This is a genomic window from Microbulbifer pacificus (genome assembly GCF_002959965.1).
Lineage (GTDB): Bacteria > Pseudomonadota > Gammaproteobacteria > Pseudomonadales > Cellvibrionaceae > Microbulbifer > Microbulbifer pacificus_A.
In genome coordinates, this window is sequence record NZ_PREV01000027.1 from 1,293,846 (window position 1) to 1,311,550 (window position 17,705).

The following is a 17,705-nucleotide window of genomic DNA, read 5'->3' on the forward strand; positions in this document are numbered from 1 at the left end:
CTATTCCCTTGAGAGTCCGTATTTGCGCAGCTTGTTGGCGACGGCGGTATGGGAAATCCCCAGTTGCCGCGCCAACTCACGGCTGGACTGTTCCCCTGCCGATGTTTCCGCCAGCAGCTCCGCGAGAATGGCCCGCTCTACCTTTTCCATCTGCTCTGGCAGGCTGAGGCCCCTCCCCCACACCCGCCACGGCAGCCGCTCTTCTATGGGTAACCCCGGTAGATCCTGAACGGTCAGCGCGCCGCCGTTACGCGCATGCCTGTGACCCAGCGCGCCCTGCAGGTGCCCGCAGAGCCCGGTCAAATTGGTCGGCCAGTCGCACAATTGCAATGTGTGAACAACCTCATCCACCAGTGATGCTTCCCGTTCGCCCAGATCCCTCAGAATCATGTCTGCAAATTTGCCTATTGCCGGCCGCATGAATCTCAAAGGCGGCAGGGAAATTACATTGGTGGAGAACAGCTGCCGCAGTGGCGCAGGCAATCTGTCGAGCGCCCGCGCGGCGGTGATCAACCGTGGTGGAAACCTCCCGTGCAGGAGGCATTCCGCCAGACCGCGCTGTGTCGCTTCCGGCGCAAGGTCGAGATCGTCAACCAGTAGTACCGCCGTTTGCGCCAGTGCGGTTGTCTCCGCGAGCGCCTGCAGAGTAAATTCCCCACCGGAAAAATGCCGCACGTCTCCGTACTCGGCCAATGGACTGAGGTAGTAGGCCGCGCTGAGAAAGGTACTTTTCCCGCTGCCGCGCTCGCCGGTAATCAACAGCGCATCCGGTAATGGTGCGAGCTGCTGCAGACGCAGACAGCACTCCCGGCGCCGGTCGAAATCCCAGAGGACACTCGGTGGCGGAGGCTCCCGCGACGGTTCCTGGTCCTGCGGCATTTCCCGGCGCTGCAGTGTCAGTACCGCGCCCGCCAGCGAGCGCACGTCGCCGGCGACGTCTGTGAGGGCGAGGGGCGACCAATCCAGCAGGTAATCGCGCCCGCGCACGGTTACCGGAAATCCATAGCGGGGGGCGGTAATTCCCCTGAGTAGTTCTTCCAGTTGCAAACGCGGCAGAAAACGCTGCAGGTGCATTCCCGGTACCTGATCCAGGCTCACACCAAACGCTCTGGCCGCCGCGAGATTGGCAGCGACAATCGCGCCTTCCCTGTCTACAGACAACACCGGAAAGGCCACATGACGCAGCAGAGTATCCAGCTCGAAGTGCCGACGCTCCGAGGGAATCAGGGCAATCCTGCGCACCTTCTTCACCCCGGGCACCCGGAGCAGTGCCCGCTCTATGGACTGGTATTGCGCCACGAGGAGCTCCGGTGCAGACAGGTACACCTTGTCCCCGCTATCGCCACCAATCTCACCAGTGCGCACGTTGACCCGGAAATTGGAAAAAATCTCCATTATTTCCTGCAGGATACCTACACGATCCGTGCAAGTTATTTCAATTCTCACGTTACACCTGTAAACATTTATTTACAGGAAGTGTAGCCAGCCACCGCCCCGACCTTCAAGTTCTCCACTGCCCCCTCTGCCGAAGCCACACCCGGGTGTCTAAAAATAGAGAGAAGATAACAACAGATAGGCGGCACAACCTGACCGCCCGCCAGAGGTAGCAGCCATGAGCGGCAAAAAGCCCAGCAAGTACATCGCCCGCGAACCCGATGCCAACGGTTTTATCGAGTACACCGAACTCGAGCACCAGACCTGGCAGCGCCTGATCGAACGCCAGCTGCAAGTCGTGCCCGGTCGCGCCTGCGACGAATATCTGAATGGGCTGGAGCTGCTCGACCTCCCCCGTGACCGCATCCCGCAATTAGACGAGGTGAGCGCCGTACTGCGCCGGGAAACCGGCTGGGAATGCGCGCGGGTGCCCGCACTGATTGGCTTCGAGACCTTCTTCCGCCTTTTATCCGAGCGCAAGTTTCCCGTAGCGACATTTATCCGCACCCCGGAAGAATTCGACTATCTGCAGGAGCCGGATATCTTCCACGAAATTTTCGGCCACTGCGCCATGCTCACCAATCCGGCATTTGCCAATTTCACCCAGACCTATGGCGAGCTCGGTCTGAACGCCTCACCGAAAGAGCGCGCTTACCTCGCACGCCTTTACTGGTTCACCGTGGAATTTGGTCTATTGCAGACCAAAGGCGGCCTGCGCATCTATGGCGGTGGCATTCTCTCCTCACCGAAAGAAACCCTGTATGCACTGAGCGATGCACCGGTACGCGCACCGTTTGACGTGGTGGATGCACTGCGCACGCCCTACCGCATTGATATTGTGCAACCCATTTACTACGTACTCAGCGATCTGGAGAACCTGCAGCAACTCACCGAGATCGACCTGATGGCTCGGGTCCGCGAAGCGATGGCCGCCGGCCTCTACGAACCGCTATTCCCACCCAAAGAAGCCGCCTGATTCTTCAGGACAAATTTCCAACATCCCCCTGTTGATTGGCCGGGCATTGCCCGGCTTTTTTGATGCGGTAAAGACGTAGAGAAAATTCCACTACTGATTCGCCAGATCAGAGATTATCGTTACCGACATGATACGGGGCACAGCAAAGGATTCTTCCGAGGCTCGCCAAAGTCGGATCTCGCTGCGCCCGCCAAAATCACTGGGGTATTTTGTTGCTAAGGACGGCGAAACCGAACCGTTTTATGGAACCGATCCCCGCGTTTTCGGGAGATGTTTAGCACTATGTCCTCACTTGACGCGATTGATCGACAACTTCTTGCCATCCTTCAATCTGATGTTAGTCTCTCCATCGAAGAGCTGGCCGAGCGCGTGGGCCTTACCAAGACCCCCTGCTGGCGCCGGATACAGAAATTGGAGAAAAGCGGCATCATTCGCCGCAAAGTGGCACTGCTGGATGCGGAAGTCCTCGGCCTGCCGGTATCGGTTTTCGCCCAGGTAAAAACCAATCAGCACAACGCGGAATGGGCGGATTCCTTTTCCAACGCCATGGCCGACCTGCCGGAAGTCGTCGACTGCTACCGAATGGCGGGCGACTACGACTACATACTCCGGGTGGTGGTCAGCGACGTAGCCGCCTATGACCGCTTCTACAAGAAGCTGATCGCCCACGCGGGAATATCCGATGTAGCCTCCAATTTCGCCATGGAGCAGATCAAGAGTTCTACTGAACTGCCCATACCGCCGGGAGAATAGCCCAGCTCAAATAATGCTACGCAAAGCCCGCGGGTGATCCCCGCGGGCACAATTATTTGAGGTTGCCATGTCCGCAAACGATTCATCAGAAATCGATAACAATACCGAATCCCTGCTGCAACGCATTCGCGATAACGTCATCGGCGAGCGCATGCCGCTGCAGACGCCGTTCGGGCAACGCCCACTGATTTACGCCGATTACACCGCATCTGGTCGCGCGCTCACGTTTATCGAAGACGCGATCCGCAATCGTGTATTGCCGTGGTACGCCAACACCCACACCGAAACCTCCGCCACCGGGCGCCAGACCACCGCCTTCCGCGAACAGGCCCGCGCCGCCATTCGCAAATCGGTAAACGCCGGCGACGATCACGCAATCATCTTCTGCGGTGCCGGCGCCACAGCGGCGGTCAACCGCCTGGTGGATTCCCTCGGCCTGCGCGCCGACGGCTACAGCCGGTTTGGCGGCAGCGCCGGGCAGATTCCCGACGACAAACGCCCAGTGGTATTCATCGGTCCCTACGAGCACCACTCCAACGACCTTCCGTGGCGGGAGTCCGTTGCCGACGTCGTCACCATTCCTCTGGATGCCAACGGCGGTGTTGACCTCAAAGCATTGCAGAGCGCCCTCGACCAGCACGCCGCACGCCCCCTGAAAATCGGCAGTTTCTCCGCGGCCTCAAATGTCACCGGTATCCGTACCGCAGTCGACGCCGTCACCCGCCTGCTGCACAGAAACGGCGCACTCTCTTTTTGGGATTACGCCGCCGCAGCCCCCTATGTCGGTATCGACGTAAAAGGAGAAGACGAGCTCAGCAGCAAAGATGCCCTGTTTATCTCTCCGCACAAATTCGTCGGCGGCCCCGGCACCCCCGGCCTGCTCATCGTGCGCCGCTCCCTGCTGCCGCAAAGCCAGCCCGCTGTCACCGGCGGCGGCACCGTCTCCTGGGTTAGTCCAGGGCGCCACACCTACCTGCCCGCCGGCGAACGCCGCGAAGAAGCCGGCACCCCCGCGATCGTCGAGTCCATCCGCGCCGGCATGGCATTCACCCTCAAAGACCAGGTAGGTGCCCACACCATCGAAGCCCGCGAAGCCCACTGGCTCGCCCGTGCCTTCGCGCGCTGGGGCGGCAACGAAAACATCCAGATCCTCGGCGGCACCGACGCCGAGCGGGTCAGCATCGTCTCTCTGCACCTGCTGCACGACGGCAAACCCCTGCACCACGGCTTCGTCGTCGCCCTGTTGAACGACCTCTTCGGCATCCAGGTCCGCGGCGGCTGCTCCTGCGCCGGCCCCTACGGCCACCACCTGCTGCACCTCACCGACGAACAGAGCACCGCCATCGAACAACTCGTCAGCCAAGGTGAAAGCATCCTCAAGCCAGGCTGGGTGCGCCTCAACTTCAACTACTTCCTCGATGAAGAGACCGTCGATTACCTGATCGACGCCATCGAACTCATCGCCGAATTTGGCCACCGCATGCTGCCTTACTACCAGTACGACACCAGCCACGGTGTATGGCGCTACCAGGGCATCAAAGCGGACGAGCCGTTTGCGCTGAGTTTTGACACGGATATTTCCGCTCCCGAGAAGCTAGGCACACCGCTGAATGAATTTATCCGGCAGGCGCGCCCGATTCTGGAACATCCACCGGGAGAAAAATGCGAACAGCCAATCCTCTCCGAAAAAGGTGAGAGTTTGCGCTGGTTCAAGCTTTGATTTGTACCCAACGCTTACGGAGTGCGTAACTCAAAATTGAAGGTCAAGCGTCGGGTACCCATTTTCAGAAGCGTCGCAAACAGGGACGTTTGCGACGCAGCTTACATGGATGTATTCACAGCGGTTCTGAAAATGGGTACCCGACGCTTGACCGCCACAGTGCCAAACCAGAGCACCGAAACTCGCAGAGCCCATTGAAAAGCCTGCTGATCCACAACCATAATGCCCTAACAAAGTAATTCTCCAGTCTGCTACAAGGACGCGCAGTGCCCGAGACCTCCCTGTTTCAGTCGTTTTTCCTGATCTTCAGCGGCGCCGCCATCGTCGCCTCACTCGCCCTTTGGGGACGACAACCCTTATTGGTCGCCTACATTGCCCTCGGCGTGCTGCTCGGCCCCTCCGTCTTCGGCATCATCGACAACCTCGAACTCATGGCCGAAATGTCCAGCATCGGCATCGTCTTCCTGCTGTTCCTGCTCGGCCTCGACATGCAGCCCAAAGCGCTCATCTCCGTCCTGCGCAAAGCCACTTTTGTCGGCATCATCAGCTGCGCCATATTCCTTGGTCTCGGCTACGCCATTGGCAAGCTCTTTGGCTTCACCAGCACCGAATCCTGGGTTATCGGCATGGCCATGATGTTCTCCAGCACCATCATTGGCATCAAACTCCTGCCTACCACCGTCCTGCACCACAAACATCTCGGTGAAATGATGGTCGGGCTGCTCCTGTTCCAGGACTTCGTCGCCATTACCTGCCTGATGATCCTGCTGAGTGGTAGCACCGGCTCCGTAGACTTCACCCGCCTCGGCACCTCCTTCGCCGCCCTGCCCCTGCTCATTGCCGTCGCCTGGGCCGCCGTGCGCTACGTGTTGCAACCACTACTGGCAAAGTTCGACCGCTTCCACGAATACGTATTCCTGCTCGCCCTCGGCTGGTGCATGGGTCTCGCCGAACTCGCTGAAGTCGTCGGCCTCTCGCGGGAAATCGGCGCGTTTATTGCCGGCATTACCCTCGCTACCAGTCCCATTTCCCAGTACATCGCCCTCAGCCTGAAGCCGTTACGAGACTTCTTCCTGATCCTCTTCTTCTTCAGCCTCGGCGCCCAGTTCCATCTCGACATGGTGCCGGAAATCGCCCTGCCCGCACTGGTGGCCGCGATTGCCGTACTTACCATCAAACCGGTGGTGTTCCGCTACCTGCTGGGGCAACAGAGCGAAAGAACCATTCTCGCGTGGGATATCGGCTTCCGCCTCGGGCAGATCAGCGAATTCTCGCTGTTGATTGCATACCTGGCCATGAGCCAGCAACTGATCGGCAGCGCTGCCTCACACCTGATCCAGGCGACGGCGATTCTTACCTTCCTGGTTTCTTCTTATATCGTGGTTTTGAACTTCCCCAATCCGATTGCGATCAAGGACCATCTGCGGCGGGATTGAGCTTTTTGGTGTGGTGCTTCGTAGCCACGCCTTTTGGTGCATTGAAGCAGGCCCTGTGGCGGCGGAACACTGGGTGGCTGCTTTCAGGACCGCTGTGAATACATCCCTGTACGCTCTGTCGCAAACGTCCCTGTTTGCGACAGTCCTGAAAGCAGCCACCCAGCGCTCCACCTTCGATTCCAATTTCATTACTCCGTAAGCGCCATTGCTCACGAAGTACATAAATAAGAATTGAAGGGAAAGTGCTGGGTAACCCTTTTTGAAAGCGTCGGAAACAGGGATGTTTCCGACGCAGCCTACAGGGACGTATTCATGGCGGTTTCAAAAAGGGTTACCCAGTGCTTTGCCGCCACCACGCCAGCCCAAAGCACCAACGATGCGGAGTGAAAATCAGGAAGCTGGGCGACTTAAAGCTCGTCCTTTCATCATTCCAAACAACGCCGGAATGTCCCGCGAAAACATCAGATACAGACAAGGCACCAGCAGCAACGAAATCGTGGTGGCAGCAAGAATTCCATAGCCAAGAGAAATCGCCATGGGAATCATGAATTTTGCCTGCACCGACGTTTCAAAAATCATCGGCATCAGACCACAAAACGTCGTCACCGTAGTCAGAATAATCGGACGGAAACGGCGGGCAGCAGCGGCCTTGATTGCATCGGTAATCGGCATACCGTCCTCGCGCAAACGGTTCCCGTACTCGATCATCACCAGCGTATCGTTGATCACAACCCCCGCCAGCGCCACCATCCCCAGCATGCTCACCATACTGAGCCCGTAACCCATCACCAGATGCCCCAGCAGCGCACCGATCACACCAAACGGAATCGCCACCATCACCGTCAACGGCTGAATGTAACTTTTCAGCGGAATCGCCAGCAGGAAATACAACACCGCCAACGTCAGTGAAAACGTAACGCCGAGAGAAGAAAGCCCCTCCCGCTCCTCCGCCTGACGCCCCTCGTACGAAAGGGAAAGACCCGGATACTGCGCGCGCAACTGCGGCATCACGCTCTGGTTCAGCTCATTGATTACCAGCGCCGCCTGATCCGCCGGCTCCACGTTCGCCGTCACCGTCATCACCCGGCGGCCCTCGCGGCGATTGATGGTCGCATAGGCACGGCCCTGCTCGATCTCCACCAGATCCGGCAGAGGCAACCAAAGCCCATTGCCCGCACGGATCATGATGTTGTTTACATCGTCCAGGGTGACCCGCTCCTCCTCTGGTAAACGCACCATCACCTTCACCTGATCGCGTCCGCGCTGCTGACGGAAGGCCTCCGCACCGTACAGCGAGGCACGCAGCTGGCGACCGATATCTTCGGCGGTAAGACCGAGGCTTTTTGCCGTGTCGGTGAGAGTGAGATCGAGCTGGCGCTTGCCCTGGGAAACACCCGCGTCGATGTCGCCAACCGCGGGAAAGCCTTTCAGCGCGTCCGCCAGTTGGTGCGCCGCCTGCTCCAGAAGATCCGTATCGGTGTGACGCAGCTCCACCGTCAATGCCGGCCCCGCGCCGGGGCCACCGCGATCACTGGCGAAGCTTGAGTGCAACGCACCGGGTACGGGACCCACTGCACGGCGCCAGCGGCTGACAAATTCGCCGGTGGTCACGCTGCGCTGGTCTCCCGGGGTCAGATAGACGTCCACCTGCACCGAGTCATTGCGAATCAGGCCGCGCATGCCAATAAAGAAACCCTCGCGACCAGTTTCCTCGAGAATCTCATCCGCGGCATTCATGATCTGTTGGCGCGCGCGATCCAGTTGCGCTTCCGCGGTACCCGGCGGGAAAGTGACCTCCACCCGCCCGGAATCCCGCTCCACTTTCGGCATCAACGTAAAACCCATGCGTCCGCTGGCTGCGTAGCCGCTCATCACAATCAGAATCGCTACCGAAATGGCGATGGTGATGTAACGGTGGCGCACGCACAGATCCAGCGCGGGTTTAAAGCGCTTATCGACAAACCGATCGAGGCTGCGGGCAATCATTTTCTGACGCGCGGCAAACCGGCGTGCGGAGCGGCTCTTGTAGCCGCGCTTGGAGTACGCGAGGTGCGCGGGCAGGATGAACAGCGCCTCCACCCAGGAAATCGTAAATACCGCCCCCACCACAAACGGAATCACCCCGAAAATTTTTCCCATAAAACCGGGCAGTTCCATCAGCGGGATAAACGCAACGATATTGGTGAGAATGGCGAAGGTCAGCGGCACGGCAACCTGTCGCGCACCGGCCACCGCCGCCTCGAAATTGCTGTAGCCTCGCTGGCGCCACTCGTGAATGTTTTCCCCGGCAATAATCGCGTCGTCCACCACGATCCCGAGCGCAATGATGAACGCAAACATGCTGACCATATTGACGGAAATGTCCATCGCCGGCAGGAACAGCAGCGCGCCGAGGAAACTGGTGGGAATACCGAGAGTGACCCAGAATGCGAGGCGCAATTCGAGAAACGCGCCGAGCACCACAAACACCAGCAAAAGACCGAGAAAACCGTTTTTCAACAACAGCGCCAGGCGCTCTTTGAAGATTTCCGAATCGTCGTCGCGCACGCTCACATGAATTCCCGGCGGCAGGGTTTCCCGTAGTTCCGCCAGTACCTCGTGGGTGGCGTCGCTGACGCTCATGGGGGTCTGATCACCGATGCGGAAGACGTCGATGCCCGCCGCGGGCTCGCCGTTGAACACCATGTTGCGCGGCTCGTCCACGAGCGCGTCGCGGATACTGGCAATATCCCGCAGACGCACGGTGCCGCCGCCATCGCTGCGGGCCACCGGAATTTCGCCAAATTGACGCGCCCAGTCCTTGCGCTCCGTCACCCGCACCAGAATCTCGCCAGCTTCCGATTTCACGCCTCCCGCCGGCACATCCACCGCGGCGTTACGCACCAGTGTTGCGATATCCGGCAGCGAGAGGTTGTAGCGGCGCAGGTCGTCGCGGTCGACTTCGATCGCCACCTCATAATCCTTTACCCCGTAGGCCTCAATCTGGGTGATGTCCGGGTGCGCTTCCAGTTTGTCGTACACCTGCATAACGAATTCGCGCAGGGTGCGCTCGTCAACATTGCCGTGAATGACGAGGTCCAGCACATCGCGCTTGCGCTCTGCGAGGCTGACCTGAGGACGCTCGATATCCGAGGGAAAGGTACTCACTCGGTCGATGGCCGCCTGCACATCCTGGAAGACTTTGTTGCCGTTCGCATCCTCGTCCAGTTCCAGGGTGAGACTGGCATTGCCCTCGCCGGCGCTGCCGCGCAGCTCCTTGATCCCTTCGAGACCGGTAATGGCCTGTTCCGCCGGCACCAGCACTCCGCGCTCCACTTCCTCCGGGCTCGCGCCGGGATAGGAGATGTTGACGGTAACCATATCCAGGGCGAAATCGGGAAAGACCTCTTTCTTGATTGCGAAGGCAAAAAACAGTCCGCCGATCAGGAATACCAACATCAACAGATTGGCGGTTACATGGTTGTGGGTCATCCAGGCGATGGCACCGTGCCGGGTATCCACCGGCGGGCGCGGACGCTTGCCATCAAAGGGTTTGAGATCGGTATTACTGCTCATCCGCGTTCACCATCGGTGCCCGCCTTACGGCTCTTTTCGCCGGGCTCCGGCAGTTGTGGCGGCTCACGGTTTCCCGCCGGTTGTTCCGATGGTTGAGACGCGCGACCGCCGCGGGCTTCCCCGGCGATGCGCACCGGCATATTTTCGGTCACGCTGGTAAGGCGTGTCGTCACCAGGGTTTCCCTACCGCGCAAACCGCTTTTCAGCACAGCATGTTCCCCATCGAAATGGGCGACCACTACAGACTGGATGTGGATCTTTCCGTCCTGTACCACCCATACCTGGTTGCCATCCTGCAACGCCGTGAGGGGGATGCGCACCTGCTCACCGTCAGCGCGACCGGTAATTTCTACGCGGGCGAGATCATTCAACAGCAGTTGCGGGAGAGAGGGATTTTCGATGCCCAGAGGATCGTCCAGCTCCACCAGTACCCGAGCCAGCCGCCCCTGCTCTTCCAACACGGGAATCACCCGCACAAAGCGCCCCTCGCGATACACTCCCTGAGGCCACTGGCTGCCGCGAATGCGCACTTGCGCCTTGGGCGAGTTGAGTTGCGGCAACTGACTTGCCGGCACTTCCACTTCAATCTGGAATCGGTCCGCGCCGGCAAGGGTATACATCACGGTGCCCGGCGCGACGCGATCACCGATATCCACGCTGCGGGAAACCAGCAGAGCATTGAATGGGGCGGAGAGACTGGTCAGACGCAGGTCGCGCTCCGCCAGCCGGAGCTGGGCCTGGGCGGCGTCGACGCGGGCTTTGGCGGCTGCGAGTTGCGGTTCGCGCAGTACCAGGGACTGGTCTGCGTCCGGCAGGGATGCGCCCAGGAGTTCGTACTCTTCCTGAGCAACACGGCGCTGGCCCTGTTCCTGCTGCAGTTCGGCACGGCGCTCGGCAAGGGTGCTGCGCGCCGTCTGCAGCGCGAGCTGGTATGGCTCCTGTTCAATACGCAGCAGCTCTTCGCCTTTGTTCAGCGTCGATCCGGGGCCGAGATTGTAGTTCAGCCACTCTACGCGGCCGTCTACTTGCGGCTGCAGCTCCACCAACTCCCGCGCACTCACCTTTCCGAGCGCGCGCACCGTTAACGGAAACTGTCCGTACTCGGCGCGGGCAACATCCACCGTCAGCGGTGGCGCTTTGCGCTCGCCGCGTTGCATGGTGGGCTTCTCTCGCAGCAACCAGCTCGACATCAGTGATGCCAGCGCGATCAACAACACCGGAATGGCAATGCTCCAGTTGATTTTTTTCAGTAACGCATACTTCGCCATTAATGGTTCTCCACCCGGTAAATTTCCAGCTCTACCGCCGCGGGCGCCGGCAGATCCGCAGCCGGCAGCCCACCGGAAAGCGCGCGGTACAGTGTTACCCGGTTTTCCAGCAGTTCGCGGCGCGCCGTCAACAGCTGCCGCTCAAGAGATTGTTGATTGTCGGTGGCCGACAGAACATTGAGAAAATCTACCGCGCCGCGACCATAGGCCCGCCGCTGGCGCACCGTAATCTGGTCGGCCAGCTGCGATCGGGTTTCGAGATGCTGCAGACGCACGCGAATGGCCTGCTCGTTGATCAGGGCCTGCTCTACTTCCGACAGAGACTGCATTACCGTGTTGCGAAATACCGCCCAGCGCTCCTGCTCCACCGCCTTCTGCTGGCGCTCCGCCGCCGCCAGGTTGCCACCGTCAAAAATGACGCCGTCGAGCGCGGCACTGAAATTCAACAACCAGTCCTCGGTAATATCCGACAGCGAGCGGCCACCGCCACTGAAAAACAGGCCGAGGGTCAGTGCCGGCAAACGTTCCGCCCAGGCCTGGTTCGCGAGGTAGCGCCCCTGCAGCAATTCACGCTGGGCGCGGCGCACATCCGGCCTGCGCAGCAGAAGCTCCGAAGGCACACCGGTAGCGGGTAGTGCGGGCAATTCCGGCAGTGATTCGCGCTGATGCGCAAACGCCGGAAGGTCTTCACTACTCACACCCAGCAGGGCGGCCAGTTGCGTCAACAGAATCCGCGCATCCGCGCGGCTTTGATCCAGCTCCTGACGCGATTGCTCCACCAGCTGGCGCTGCTGCAGCACATCCGCGGCGGCACCGACACCACCGCCAAACCGCAACTCCAACGCACGCAGGGTCTTGCGGTTGATGTCCAACTGCTGCTCAAGCAACTGCTGCTGTCCCCAGGCTTCCTGCAACTGCAACCACACACCCGCCACCTCTGCCGCCAGAGTGAGCGCGGCAATCTGCAGAATGTCTTGCTGTGCCAACCTTCCGGCTTCCGCCGCCCGCGCGCCACTGCGCACCCGGCCCCACAGGTCCACTTCATAACCGGCAGCCAGACTGCCACTCCAGCTGTTGCCCTCGTTCTCCGCCCCGGAAAAGTCGAAACCATCTGCAGAAGAGCGCCGCTGTTCGGTATTTTCCAGAGAGCCGGTGAGGCGCGGCCAGAAGCCGCTGCGGGCCTGTGCCGCGGCGGCGTCGGCCTGCTGCAAACGCCAGTAGGTCGCCTGCAGATCCGGATTGGCGGCGAGCGCCATGTCCACCAGCTGGTTGAGATCGCGCTCACCAAAGCTCTGCCACCAACGCTGATCCTGCGCAAACGCGCCGGAAGCGGAGAATTGCTGCGGAAGCCCGAGCGCTTGCTGCGGCAGATCGGGCGGAAGCGGCTGGCTACTGCACGCCCCCAAAGACAGTGCGCACACCAGCAAGCCCAAGGAGGCTAATTTCGGCAAAAAACCCATAATTCTTGTTCGAAAAGACAGCATTGTGCTCATTATCGAAATTTTGACCGGTGCGCCAAGGCGTTTTACGTTTGTTTACCCTGCGGTGGGGAAAACGCCCGCTCCGAATAATCCGCTGCAATCACCCCGCAAAAAAGTGATCACATTATCGAAGTCGCTGGACAGGTCAGCTATGATGACCCGGTATTCAAACCGGGTTCGGCGTCTCGCAATGCCGGTGGGCATTCTGCCATCACCGGAACCGAAGAGTCGCCGGCCATTTGCCTAAGATTGATTGAAGAGAGATGGGCAGCCCCTTTTTGCGGTCAATGCCCCAAGTACGAAAACCACCAAAACGCACGGACACGAACCATGAGCAAAAACCAGCCTTTGGCGCACTGGGACGACATTCTCCTGCTGGACCGCCAGCTCAGCGATGAAGAACGTATGATCCGCGACACGGCGCGCGAGTACTGCCAGTCCAAGTTGATGCCGCGGGTACTCGAAGCCAATCGCCACGAGATTTTTCATCGCGAGATCATGAACGAGATGGGCGAGCTGGGCCTGCTGGGCTCCACCATCGATGGCTACGGCTGCGCCGGCCTCAACTACGTGTCTTACGGCCTGGTGGCGCGCGAGGTAGAACGCGTGGACTCCGGCTACCGCTCCGCCATGAGCGTGCAGTCGAGCCTCGTCATGCACCCCATCTACGCCTACGGCAGCGAAGCCCAGAAAGAAAAGTACCTTCCCAAACTGGCCACCGGCGAATGGGTGGGTTGCTTCGGTCTCACCGAACCGGATGCCGGTTCCGATCCCGGCGGCATGAAAGCCCGGGCCAAGAAGGTGGATGGCGGCTATCGCCTGACGGGCTCCAAAATGTGGATCACCAACAGCCCCATCGCCGATGTGTTCGTGGTCTGGGCCAAGGACGACGAAGGGGATATCCGCGGCTTTGTACTGGAAAAAGGCATGGAAGGCCTGAGTGCACCGAAGATTGAAGGCAAATTCTCCCTGCGCGCCTCCATCACCGGCGAAATTGTGATGGACAATGTCTTTGTCCCCGAAGACCACCGCTTCCCCGACATCAGGGGCCTGGGTGGGCCGTTTGGTTGTCTCAACCGCGCACGCTACGGCATCTCCTGGGGGGCACTGGGGGCAGCGGAATTCTGCTGGCACGCCGCGCGCCAGTACGGCCTCGACCGAAAGCAGTTCAACAAACCGCTGGCCCAGACCCAGCTGTTTCAGAAAAAACTCGCAGACATGCAGACGGAAATCACCCTTGGCCTGCAGGGCTCTCTGCGGGTGGGCCGACTGATGGACGAACAGAAGAACGGCTTTGACCCGACGATGATCTCTCTGGTCAAGCGCAACAACTGCGGCAAGGCTCTCGATATCGCCCGCATCGCCCGCGATATGCACGGTGGCAACGGTATCGCCGATGAATTCCATGTGATTCGCCATGCGATGAACCTGGAAGCGGTGAATACCTATGAGGGCACGCACGATGTGCATGCGCTGATTCTGGGGCGTGCGCAGACTGGATTGCAGGCGTTTTTCTGAGGAGCTGTACCAAGGTCACATAGAACTCCATAATCCCCGCCTAGAGGAGCCGTGTCTTGCATAGCGGAGCCGCTGCCGGGGACAGCCTTGTGAGACACGCCGTGAACCCATCCATGGGGGCTCTTCCGCGAGGTCCCTCTCGCGGAAGGTCTCACAAGGCTGTCCCCGGCATCGCCTCCTTCCCATCTAGTTCTGTGGTCCACTTCAGCTGAACTAGTGCCAGAAAATTTCATCGCGGGCCGGATTCCCATGGAACAACTGCTGTACTGGTGCGACCTGATCGGCATCATCGTCTTCGCCTTTACCGGTGTTCTGGCGGCCGGTCACAAGCAGATGGACCTGTTCGGCGCGGTGGTTCTCGCCTGCGTGACCGCCGTTGGCGGTGGCACCACCCGCGATATGATTCTGAACGTGCCGGTGTTCTGGCTCACCGACAGCTATTACCTGTGGATCGCCGCCGCCACCGGGATCATCAGCTTCTACCTCATTCGCTACCTGCAGGTGCCCATGCGCCTGCTGATGATCGCCGACGCCGCCGGGCTCGCGGTATTTGTGGTGATCGGCACCCAGAAAGTCCTCGATCTCGGCCACTCCCCCGCCATCGCCATCGTCATGGGCGTAATGACCGGCACCTTTGGTGGGTTGATACGGGACATCCTCTGCGGCGATATCCCCCTGCTGCTGCGACGGGAAATATATGCCACCGCGGCCTTGAGTGGTGCCGCAGCTCTGGTGATACTGGACGACATTGAAGCCCTGCCCGGCAAAGCCGCGGTGGCGATTGCCATTCTGGTCACACTGAGCATCCGCCTCGCAGCCCTGCGCTGGAACCTGTCGGCCCCCGTTGCCCGCATCGGCCCGAAAGCTGGCTCCTGATGCCGCTTCAACGCCCCCCAACAATCCAGATACAAACTATGCTCCGACACTTCTCTTCTGCCACTCTGCTTCTCTCGCTGACCCTAATGCTCGTGACAGGCTGTGCACCGGAAGACAATACCCGGGCCGCAAACCCGAATCGGCTGATTCCCAAGTCCTGTTGGTTCGATGCCGAGAGCAACTGGCCGACGACCCGGTGCTACATGATGGAAGTACCGGAAAACCACGCCAGGCCCGCAGGGCGCAAGATCCAGTTCCCGGTTGTGCGCTTTTTCGCCAACATCACCGACCCGGACAAGGAACCCCTGTTGCATCTGGGCGCCGGCGGCCCGGGCGCCAGCATGGGGCTGGAACCGGAGAATGCCAGTGACTGGCTGTGGGTCAACTACGCCGGTATGAGTGTCGAGGATGGACGCGACCTGATTGTTATCGACCCACGCGGCACTGGCATGGCATCCCCCAAACTCGCCTGTGACGAATTCATCAAGGATGCCAGCCTCGCGTTTACCCGCAATCTCAGTACCGATGAGGAGTCCCGTGTATTCACCTACAGCATGGAACGCTGCTACAGCCGTCTGAGCGAAACCGCCGATCTCGCGCAGTACAACAGTGCTGCGGTGGCGAAAGACATAGAAGCCCTGCGCCAGGCACTGGGCGTGCCCAAACTGAATCTGTACGGGGTGTCCTATGCCAGCCGCTATGCCCTTACCATCGCACGGGATTTCCCGCAATCCGTGCGCGCCATGGTGCTGAACAGTGCCGTTTTCCCCAATATCATCTATACCCAGCAGCTACCGCAGGATGTGATCGCAGCCTATCAGCGCGGTATCGACTACTGCGCGAAGGACACCGAGTGCAACAAGCGTTATCCGGATCTGAAGCGCCGGCTGGAGGCCCTGGTTCAGGAACTGGACGAGTCGCCACTCACGGTGGAAACGGGCAACATCCATCCAGGCAAGACATACCCCTTTGTACTCACCGGCCAGCGCCTCCTGCGAGTACTGTTTCAGGCCCTCTACAACGAGAACTTCTACAAGGAGTTTCCGGCGATCATCGAAGAGCTGGAAGCGAACCAGGCCGAGCAGTTGAAACCGGCCATTGTCAGTTTTATGGGATTGGTACTCGATCCCAACTTCGGCGATGCCGCCGGTATCAGCCACTTCTGCTATGAAGAAGCGCCATTTGTGGATTTCGAGCAGGCCCGCCAGTCCGCGGCTACCAGCGGCATCCTGGGTGGCTCGGTGCGTTCGGACATCGACATGATGCAGATACAGTGCCGTATCTGGGCCATCCCCTCCGCGGCGCTGCTCGAGTCCCGCGCGATCAAAACCGAAGTGCCGACACTGGTAATGCATGGCGCGCTCGACCCGGTGCTGTCCGCCGACGATGCCAACACCGCGCGCAAAAAATTGCCGAATCACCAATGGTTGCTGTTTCCCCACTTGGCCCATGACGTCATTTCTGCGAGTGACTGCGCCACGCAGGCCGCCGCTGCGTTCCTCGACCACCCGGACCAGCCGGTGACGGAGATGGCGACCAACTGCCGCAAAGAGGAGCTGGCACGACAGGCAGAGCTGGAGAAAAAAATTGCTGAGTTGGAAGCTGAGCGCGAAAAAGAGGAGAAGGCATTCCACACAGAAACAGATCCCACTCGGCCAACCGCGGAAGAAAAGACAGTTCAGTCCACTGACCAGGAGGACACCGAACAGCGACTGCGGCAAACGCCCGCCGGGAGCCGCTATTCCGAGTCACGCTGAGCTGGACAAATCCGTTTCGGGGACTTAATTTGGCCCCATAACGATTAGAAAAAAGCAGTAGCTATGAACTATCAGGGTGTCATCGAAGTCTCCGAGCTGACTGAGTGTATTCGCCAGCTGGGGCAGCAAAGCGGCCAGTTGGTCATTCTCGACTGCCGCTATGATCTGGCGGATAGCAATGCGGGAGAAAATGCTTTTCTCGCAGCGCATATTCCGGGGGCGCGCTACGCCAGCCTGCACCGAGATCTGTCGGCCCCCTGCTCCCTCTACGGCGGCCGTCACCCCTTCCCCTCCGCAAGCCAGTTCGCGGAATTTGCACGCGCCAATGGAATTTCCAAGGATACCCAGGTGGTGGTGTACGACTCCCAGCGCTTCGCCTTTGCCGCGCGCGCCTGGTGGCTCCTGAGGCACTTTGGCCATCAGCGGGTAGCAATCCTTAACGGCGGATTTGGCGCGTGGTTAGAAGCCGGACTGGAGACGACAGAGGGAAGCGCAAGCACCCCGAATCGCGGTAATTTCTCGCCGTCACCAAGCCACGATGAACTGCGGCACTATGAAGAAATTTACCAACACCTGGACAATCTTCCGTGGCAGCTCGTAGACGCACGCGACCACAAGCGTTTCCAGGGGCTGGAAGAGCCCATTGACCCCATTGCCGGGCACATTCCCGGCGCCATCAACAAACCGTGGCAGGCCATCAGCGATGACGATGGTTTTCTGCGACCACTGGTGGAATTGCGGGAGCACTGGCAAAGCATCCCCGCGGACGACGAGATCGTTTGCTACTGCGGATCAGGAGTGACGGCCTGTGTGAACCTCTTTTCGCTCAGTCTGATAGGCCGCAAGGCGCGACTGTATCCAGGCAGCTGGAGTGACTGGTGCGCGCATATTCTGCATCCGCGCACCGAATCCGCATGAAGATAGCTTGAGA

At 59.8% G+C, this 17,705-nt stretch carries 12 protein-coding genes; 8 read left to right on the forward strand and 4 right to left on the reverse strand.

The genetic code is table 11. From position 1 onward, the window contains the following. On the reverse strand, nt 1-1,446 hold the full coding sequence (locus tag C3938_RS16210) for a TyrR/PhhR family helix-turn-helix DNA-binding protein (protein WP_325027400.1): 1,446 nt from the start codon (nt 1,444-1,446) through the stop codon (nt 1-3). Nucleotides 1,447-1,612: 166 nt separating this feature from the next. Here C3938_RS16210 and phhA point away from each other — a divergent pair, with 166 nt between their 5' ends. The 4 genes from phhA to C3938_RS16230 all read left to right on the forward strand — a co-directional run bounded on the left by phhA (nt 1,613) and on the right by C3938_RS16230 (nt 6,319). Further along, entirely contained in the window at nt 1,613-2,410 is a 798-nt protein-coding gene (phhA, locus tag C3938_RS16215) for a phenylalanine 4-monooxygenase (protein ID WP_105104254.1), read from the forward strand. A 282-nt stretch (nt 2,411-2,692) separates the two neighbouring features. After that, entirely contained in the window at nt 2,693-3,163 is a 471-nt protein-coding gene (locus C3938_RS16220; RefSeq protein ID WP_105104255.1) for an Lrp/AsnC family transcriptional regulator, read from the forward strand. Between the two features lie 67 nt (nt 3,164-3,230). After that, a complete protein-coding gene (locus tag C3938_RS16225; protein WP_105104256.1) occupies nt 3,231-4,883 on the forward strand; it encodes an aminotransferase class V-fold PLP-dependent enzyme in 1,653 nt (550 codons plus the stop codon). 266 nt (nt 4,884-5,149) lie between these two features. After that, complete coding sequence (locus C3938_RS16230; RefSeq protein ID WP_105104257.1) at nt 5,150-6,319, forward strand: cation:proton antiporter; 1,170 nt, start codon at nt 5,150-5,152, stop codon at nt 6,317-6,319. Nucleotides 6,320-6,709: 390 nt separating this feature from the next. On the opposite strand, the gene C3938_RS16235 is transcribed toward C3938_RS16230, so the two are convergent. The 3 genes from C3938_RS16235 to C3938_RS16245 are packed head-to-tail and all read right to left on the reverse strand — an operon-like array spanning nt 6,710 to nt 12,602. Then, nucleotides 6,710-9,874 carry an efflux RND transporter permease subunit gene (locus C3938_RS16235; RefSeq protein WP_105104258.1) on the reverse strand — a complete coding sequence of 1,055 codons (3,165 nt, stop codon included), beginning with the start codon at nt 9,872-9,874 and terminating at the stop codon, nt 6,710-6,712. After that, nucleotides 9,871-11,142: an efflux RND transporter periplasmic adaptor subunit gene (locus tag C3938_RS16240; protein WP_105104259.1), complete on the reverse strand. Its 1,272-nt coding sequence runs from the start codon at nt 11,140-11,142 to the stop codon at nt 9,871-9,873. Before C3938_RS16240 ends, C3938_RS16235 begins: the two co-directional genes overlap by 4 nt. Further along, nucleotides 11,142-12,602: an efflux transporter outer membrane subunit gene (locus C3938_RS16245; protein WP_105104260.1), complete on the reverse strand. Its 1,461-nt coding sequence runs from the start codon at nt 12,600-12,602 to the stop codon at nt 11,142-11,144. The genes C3938_RS16240 and C3938_RS16245 overlap by 1 nt, the downstream gene beginning before the upstream one ends. Nucleotides 12,603-12,953: 351 nt before the next feature. Between C3938_RS16245 and C3938_RS16250 the strand changes: the two genes are divergently transcribed. The 4 genes from C3938_RS16250 (at nt 12,954) to C3938_RS16265 (ending at nt 17,692) form a co-directional block, all read left to right on the forward strand. After that, the gene (locus C3938_RS16250) at nt 12,954-14,141 is read left to right on the forward strand and encodes an acyl-CoA dehydrogenase (protein ID WP_105104261.1); all 1,188 of its coding nucleotides are present in this window, start codon (nt 12,954-12,956) and stop codon (nt 14,139-14,141) included. A gap of 249 nt (nt 14,142-14,390) precedes the next feature. After that, entirely contained in the window at nt 14,391-15,017 is a 627-nt protein-coding gene (locus C3938_RS16255; protein ID WP_105104262.1) for a trimeric intracellular cation channel family protein, read from the forward strand. Nucleotides 15,018-15,103: 86 nt separating this feature from the next. Beyond that, a complete protein-coding gene (locus C3938_RS16260) occupies nt 15,104-16,774 on the forward strand; it encodes an alpha/beta fold hydrolase (protein ID WP_233998956.1) in 1,671 nt (556 codons plus the stop codon). A 63-nt stretch (nt 16,775-16,837) separates the two neighbouring features. Further along, nucleotides 16,838-17,692 (forward strand): sulfurtransferase, encoded by an 855-nt coding sequence (locus C3938_RS16265; RefSeq protein ID WP_105104263.1) that lies wholly within the window; start codon nt 16,838-16,840, stop codon nt 17,690-17,692. The last annotated feature ends 13 nt before the right edge of the window (nt 17,693-17,705 follow it).

Bases quoted from the DNA above. Each gene is read 5' to 3' on its own strand.
- C3938_RS16220 (WP_105104255.1), top strand. From the start codon at position 2,693: ATGTCCTCACTTGACGCGATTGATCGACAACTTCTTGCCATCCTTCAA.
- C3938_RS16235 (WP_105104258.1), bottom strand. From the start codon at position 9,874: ATGAGCAGTAATACCGATCTCAAACCCTTTGATGGCAAGCGTCCGCGC.
- C3938_RS16225 (WP_105104256.1), top strand. From the start codon at position 3,231: ATGTCCGCAAACGATTCATCAGAAATCGATAACAATACCGAATCCCTG.
- phhA (WP_105104254.1), top strand. From the start codon at position 1,613: ATGAGCGGCAAAAAGCCCAGCAAGTACATCGCCCGCGAACCCGATGCC.
- C3938_RS16245 (WP_105104260.1), bottom strand. From the start codon at position 12,602: ATGGGTTTTTTGCCGAAATTAGCCTCCTTGGGCTTGCTGGTGTGCGCA.
- C3938_RS16265 (WP_105104263.1), top strand. From the start codon at position 16,838: ATGAACTATCAGGGTGTCATCGAAGTCTCCGAGCTGACTGAGTGTATT.
- C3938_RS16240 (WP_105104259.1), bottom strand. From the start codon at position 11,142: ATGGCGAAGTATGCGTTACTGAAAAAAATCAACTGGAGCATTGCCATT.
- C3938_RS16260 (WP_233998956.1), top strand. From the start codon at position 15,104: ATGCTCGTGACAGGCTGTGCACCGGAAGACAATACCCGGGCCGCAAAC.
- C3938_RS16250 (WP_105104261.1), top strand. From the start codon at position 12,954: ATGAGCAAAAACCAGCCTTTGGCGCACTGGGACGACATTCTCCTGCTG.
- C3938_RS16255 (WP_105104262.1), top strand. From the start codon at position 14,391: ATGGAACAACTGCTGTACTGGTGCGACCTGATCGGCATCATCGTCTTC.